Raw genomic sequence first — 5,124 nt, forward strand, 5'->3', positions numbered from 1 at the left:
GAGTTCGAACGGCGCTGCTACCGGAAAAAACCACTTCTTGAATGAGATTCTAGGTAGTAAGCCCTACATTCTATAGCAATCCCCTAAAATAGACCAATTCCATCTGATTCAGGTCTAATCCACTGAATGGCTTCACCCCAAGAACTTTCTGACTTCCTCAGCAGTGTTGAGCAGCGTGCTTTCAAGCAAGCTGTCTATGCTGTGCGAGATGACGATGCAGCCTTAGATATTGTTCAAGATGCCATGATTAAGTTGTCTGAAAAATATGGTGACCGCCCCGCAGCCGAGCTACCACTGGTTTTCACCAGAATTCTGCAAAACCGTATTCATGACTGGTTTAGACGTCAAAAGGTTCGCAATACCTGGGTAACCCTATTCTCCAATATGGGCAAGAAATCAGATGAAAATGATGATTTCGACCCCTTAGAGTCACTTTCCGCCCCGGATGACAGTGAAATTCACCAAGATGGTGCCTTTAAGCTGGAGCGAAGTCAGCTTTTGGAGTCCCTAGAGTCAGAAATATCAAAATTACCTGTCCGTCAACGAGAAGCCTTCCTGATGCGTTATTGGGATGAGCTAAGTATTACTGAAACTGCCCTTGCTATGAGTTGTAGCGAGGGAAGCGTCAAAACCCACTGCTCAAGAGCTACCCAAGCTCTAGCTAAAGCATTGAAATTAAAAGGAATTACGCTGTGAACCGCAATCAAGACATCCTAAACCCAACAGAAGCTGACCAATTTGGCCAGTCCGCTGCTGCTCTGCTCCGCCAAGGATCTCAATCCTTGCCAGCTGGCATCAAAGATCGTCTGTATGCAGCGCGCTTAAAAGCGCTTTCCGTAAAAAAACCAGAAAAAGTGCGTATCAAACAATATGTTTTGGCCAGTACCTCTGGGAACTGGTCTTCGGGTTCTCGTTCTTTTTGGAATAACGTGGGCTGGGTGATCCCTCTTGTTGTTCTTGTTTTTGGCTTAGTCGGAATTGCCCAATGGCAAGATAACTCCCGGATTAATGACATTGCCGAGTTAGATGCAGCCCTGTTAAGCGACGATGTACCCCCTGATGCCTATGCTGATAGCGGCTTTATGCGCTTCCTCAAGAATGGCCCCTTAGCCGATGCAGAGCAAGATGGCTTGGATACACCCAAATCACCTTCTTAATATCAAACGAAAACTCAAATAGCGCATGCTAAAAAACTTACGCTCTATTTGTGCAGTCCTCAGCATCAGCTCAGCCCTTACGCTAGCTATTAGCGCTCTAATCTCGCCCGCCGCATTTGCTCAGACAGCAACAAGTAATCACGGCAAAAGCACGGTTACCCCAGCGAAAAAGCAGGATGGGACATGGGAAGGTCTAAAGCCTGAACAACAAAACATTCTGGCCCCTCTCGAGGGTGATTGGGACTACATGTTGCCTGAAAGTCGTAAACGATGGACCCAGGTGGCCAACCTGTACCCCAGGATGAAGGCAATAGATCAACAACGGCTTCAGTCTCGCATGGCCAGCTGGTCAAACCTGTCTCAAAAAGATCGCCGTATTGCACGAGAGAATTACCTAAGCAGCCTCAAGTTTCCGCCTGAGAAAAAAGCTGAAGCTTGGAGCGCTTATCAAAAACTGAGTGCCGAGCAAAAAAATAAACTTGCTCAGGCTGAATTAAATCAAAAGAAGAAGCCTACGGTCGTAAGTGCGCCAACCTTGCAACAACACCCCATCATTCAGCAGTCGAACTTAGCTCCGACATTACCTGCCGCAGTCACTCCAGCTCAAGAAGTTGCTCCGCAAGGCGCAAGCTCGGATAGCGACTCAAGCAATCAATAAGAATTCCTCAGTCGTGATTACCCCAGCGGAATTAGATACGCTTCCTGCTCCGCAATTTTGGCGACGTGTTTCTTGTACGCTTTATGAGCAGTTGGTTTTACTGGGTGTAATTGCCCTAACATTTTTAGTTCCCAATTTAGGCTTAGGTATTCTATTTGGCATCTCATTACCGAGTTGGCTCACCTTCCTCTACCTCTATGTGGTTCTTGGGATCTACTTTTCCTGGTATTGGACAAAGTCAGGGCAGACGCTTGCGATGCAAACCTGGCGGATACGCATGATTGGTCCAGGTGGCCACAAGCTCACTCGAAAGCAAGCAATCTGGCGCTATGTCTATGGATCTCTATGGCTCATACCTTGCGTTATCCTACAGTGGCTTTTCGAACTTCAGAGATGGCAAATTATTGAAATGCTATTTGCGGTTGCTTTATTTCTATGGCCATTAAGCATCTATTTGAATCGCGTTAGCCCGCTGCTACGACAAAGTCTGCCAGATCGCTTTAGTGGAACGCGTTTAGTTGAGCTGCCAAAAAACTTAGTGAAACTCTCCTAAGGTACTCTCGTTAGAGAGTGCGCCCTAGATCTCGCGCAAACACTCCATTGCAGTTGTTGTTTGAATTTTTCTTTGAAAACGATATCCAGCCAAGAGACAAGCAGAGACTCCAAAGATAATTCCCATCGCTAAAGACTGTACGAATGCATTGAACTCAATCTCCAGCACAAATCGACCAAGCGCCCACGCTGCTACTCCAGCAGCTAGTCCAGCTAGAACTCCAGAGAGCACTCCAATAATCAACAGTTCAGCCAGAGCTATCTTTCTCAGTAAAGCACGCGATGCACCTACCGCTTTGAGTAATGCAGCACTTCTAAAGCGCTCATCTTGAGTGGCTGCAATTGCAGCCACTAAAACCAGAATCGCTGCTGCGATCGTAAAGGCAAACAGAAGACCCAGTACTGAAGACAGTCGATCCAATACGTCTTGTATCTGTTGCAAAGAGGACGCTACATCGACAATAGTGAGATTGGGGTAGCTCTGTGCAAGTTGGTAATCAAGCCCTTCAATGAGAGGACTTTGATAGTAGGAGGTAATCCATGATTGGGGCATTTCAGCAAGCATGGCGGGCGACATGATGACAAAAAAATTCACCTTCATGGAACTCCAATCCAGTTTACGAAGAGAAGTAATTGGTGCGGTAACTTTTTCACCAGCGAGTTCAAAAGTCATTTGATCACCCAGCTTAAGCTTTAAAGTCTTTGCAATACCCGCCTCCAAAGAAACTTGCGGCGCACTGCCATCAATCCATTTTCCAGAAGTAATTCGATTACCATCTGGCAATTGCTCGGTATAAGAGAGATTAAATTCTCGATCGACTAAGCGACGTGCATTTTCATCAACATAATCATTCGGCCCAATAGCTTTGCCATTAACCTCAACCAGGCGTGCACGGACCATTGGACTAAAGCTAGGGTTAGCAACTCCCGCACCAAGCAAAGACTGGGTAATGCCTAGCTTTTGATCTTCCTGAATGTTAATCATGAAGCGATTGGGTGCATCAGCTGGAATATTTCCCTGCCAAGTGACCAATAAATCCTGACGAAGTAAGAGAATGAGTAGTAAAGCCATCAAGGCAATGCCCAGAGCAGTAATTTGCATTACCGCAAATCCTGCGCGGCGCGCTTGCACAGTCAACGCAAAGCGGAGAGCAAAGCTCTTAGCACTCCAACTCGAAAAACCAAGATTAAGCAGGCGTAGTGATGACCAAGAAACTATGGCAAACAAAGTAACGGCCAAAGTGAAGCTTATCGCAACCCAAGAAGCTAGCTTCAAATCCTGCGCTGCGATAGCAATTAAGGCTAGACAAGTAATAATTCCAAAAAGTGCCACCCAAAGTGACTTGATATTGACCGCACCTAACTCCTTTCGAATCAGCCGAACTGGCGAGATCATTACCAAACTAAATAAGGGTGGGCCAGCAAAGCCAATTAATAAACAGGAGGAGAATAAGATGCTCCAAGTTAATGGCCAGAGGGAAATCACAGGCAAATCAGCAAAAACTAAATCACCCAAAATATGAATTAATATTTCTTGAACTCCGTAAGCAATAGCTGAACCCATAAGTGCAGCTGATAAGCACAGAGCCCCCAATACTTTGATTTGATTTACTAGAATTGCCCCTTGACTTGCCCCAAGACATTTCATGACTGCACAAACATCTGACTGCTTTAAAACATAACGACGTGCAGATAAAGCAATCGCTACTGCAGCCACCATTGCGGTCAACAAGGCAACTAAAGATAAAAATCGCTCTGCTCGCTCTAGAGTCTTACGCATCACCGGTTGCGCGTTTTCCAAGGTCTCAATACGCATTCCTCTGAGACCCTCAGATTCAATCCATTGAGTAGCCCATTTCTCATAATCAGAAATAGCCTGATCATTTCCCGCTAGTAATAGACGATAAGTAACGCGACTGCCCAAGCCAATGAGACCCGTTGACTGTAAATCATCTAAGGACATCATGACGCGTGGTGCAAAGTTCATAAAGCCTGCACCTCGGTCGAGTTCGCGCTCTAAAATGCCGCCAATTAAAAACGTCTTGTCTCCCAACAACATCTGATCGCCCACTTTGGCCTTCAATGTATTGAGCATAGCTGGGTCTACCCAGACTGAAGCAGCTGGCGGAGTGAGGCCGGCCTGGGAGGGTGAGACCTGCAAAGACCCGCGCAAGGGATAAGTGTTAGATACCGCTTTGAGGGAAGCAAGCTTACTTTGAGCGCCAACAGTGGCCATGCTCGGAAAAACAACGGTCTGCGCAACACTCAGCTGACGATTATTTGCCTCTCGAATAAATCGTTCAGGCAAAGGCTGATCAGAGACAAGCAGTAGATCTGCAGCAAGAAGTTGGCGAGCATCAAACTCAAAGGCTCGCTGCATCCGATCCGCCAGAAAACTGACGCTAGATAAAGCTGCAACCGATAGAGTTAGCGCAACCAGTAAAGCAAGGAGCTCACTGGATCGCAAGTCTCGCCGAATATCCCGCAGAAAACTCACTAGCACGGCGACTAAATCGCCTGAATCTGGCCGCCGTCAACCCGGATCACTGACCCAGTGATATACGAAGCGTTTTGACTTGCTAAAAACGCAGCAGTATCACCATATTCCTGAGGATCACCATAACGACCCGCTGGGATCAGATTCAAGCTAGCTTTCACTACCGAGTCGTAGCTAATGCTCTCGCGTTGAGCACGCGCTTCATCCAATTGACGCAAGCGATCGGTTGCTACACGACCCGGCATGATCACATTCACTGT

Annotated in this window: 6 protein-coding genes; 4 read left to right on the forward strand and 2 right to left on the reverse strand. The window is 46.8% G+C overall.

Annotated features, from left to right (window positions below; genetic code table 11):
- Positions 1-126 precede the first annotated feature (126 nt).
- From B7X71_RS11515 to B7X71_RS11530, 4 genes are read left to right on the forward strand one after another with little or no spacing between them, the layout of a single operon-like run.
- Positions 127-696 carry an RNA polymerase sigma factor gene (locus tag B7X71_RS11515; RefSeq protein WP_215303312.1) on the forward strand — a complete coding sequence of 190 codons (570 nt, stop codon included), beginning with the start codon at positions 127-129 and terminating at the stop codon, positions 694-696.
- Positions 693-1,157 (forward strand): DUF3619 family protein, encoded by a 465-nt coding sequence (locus tag B7X71_RS11520; RefSeq protein WP_215303311.1) that lies wholly within the window; start codon positions 693-695, stop codon positions 1,155-1,157. The genes B7X71_RS11515 and B7X71_RS11520 overlap by 4 nt, the downstream gene beginning before the upstream one ends.
- A 25-nt stretch (positions 1,158-1,182) precedes the next feature.
- Positions 1,183-1,815 carry a DUF3106 domain-containing protein gene (locus B7X71_RS11525; protein ID WP_293598364.1) on the forward strand — a complete coding sequence of 211 codons (633 nt, stop codon included), beginning with the start codon at positions 1,183-1,185 and terminating at the stop codon, positions 1,813-1,815.
- A 13-nt stretch (positions 1,816-1,828) separates the two neighbouring features.
- On the forward strand, positions 1,829-2,368 hold the full coding sequence (locus B7X71_RS11530) for an RDD family protein (protein WP_293600793.1): 540 nt from the start codon (positions 1,829-1,831) through the stop codon (positions 2,366-2,368).
- Positions 2,369-2,392: 24 nt separating this feature from the next.
- Here B7X71_RS11530 and B7X71_RS11535 read toward each other — a convergent pair whose 3' ends face one another.
- The gene (locus tag B7X71_RS11535) at positions 2,393-4,870 is read right to left on the reverse strand and encodes an FtsX-like permease family protein (RefSeq protein WP_293600794.1); all 2,478 of its coding nucleotides are present in this window, start codon (positions 4,868-4,870) and stop codon (positions 2,393-2,395) included.
- A gap of 5 nt (positions 4,871-4,875) precedes the next feature.
- On the reverse strand, positions 4,876-5,124 hold a 249-nt coding region (locus tag B7X71_RS11540; protein WP_293600795.1), incomplete at its 5' end, for an SDR family oxidoreductase.

This window comes from Polynucleobacter sp. 39-46-10 (genome assembly GCF_002282275.1).

Coding starts and splice junctions, on each gene's coding strand:
- B7X71_RS11515 (WP_215303312.1), top strand. CDS start 127: ATGGCTTCACCCCAAGAACTTTCTGACTTCCTCAGCAGTGTTGAGCAG.
- B7X71_RS11525 (WP_293598364.1), top strand. CDS start 1,183: ATGCTAAAAAACTTACGCTCTATTTGTGCAGTCCTCAGCATCAGCTCA.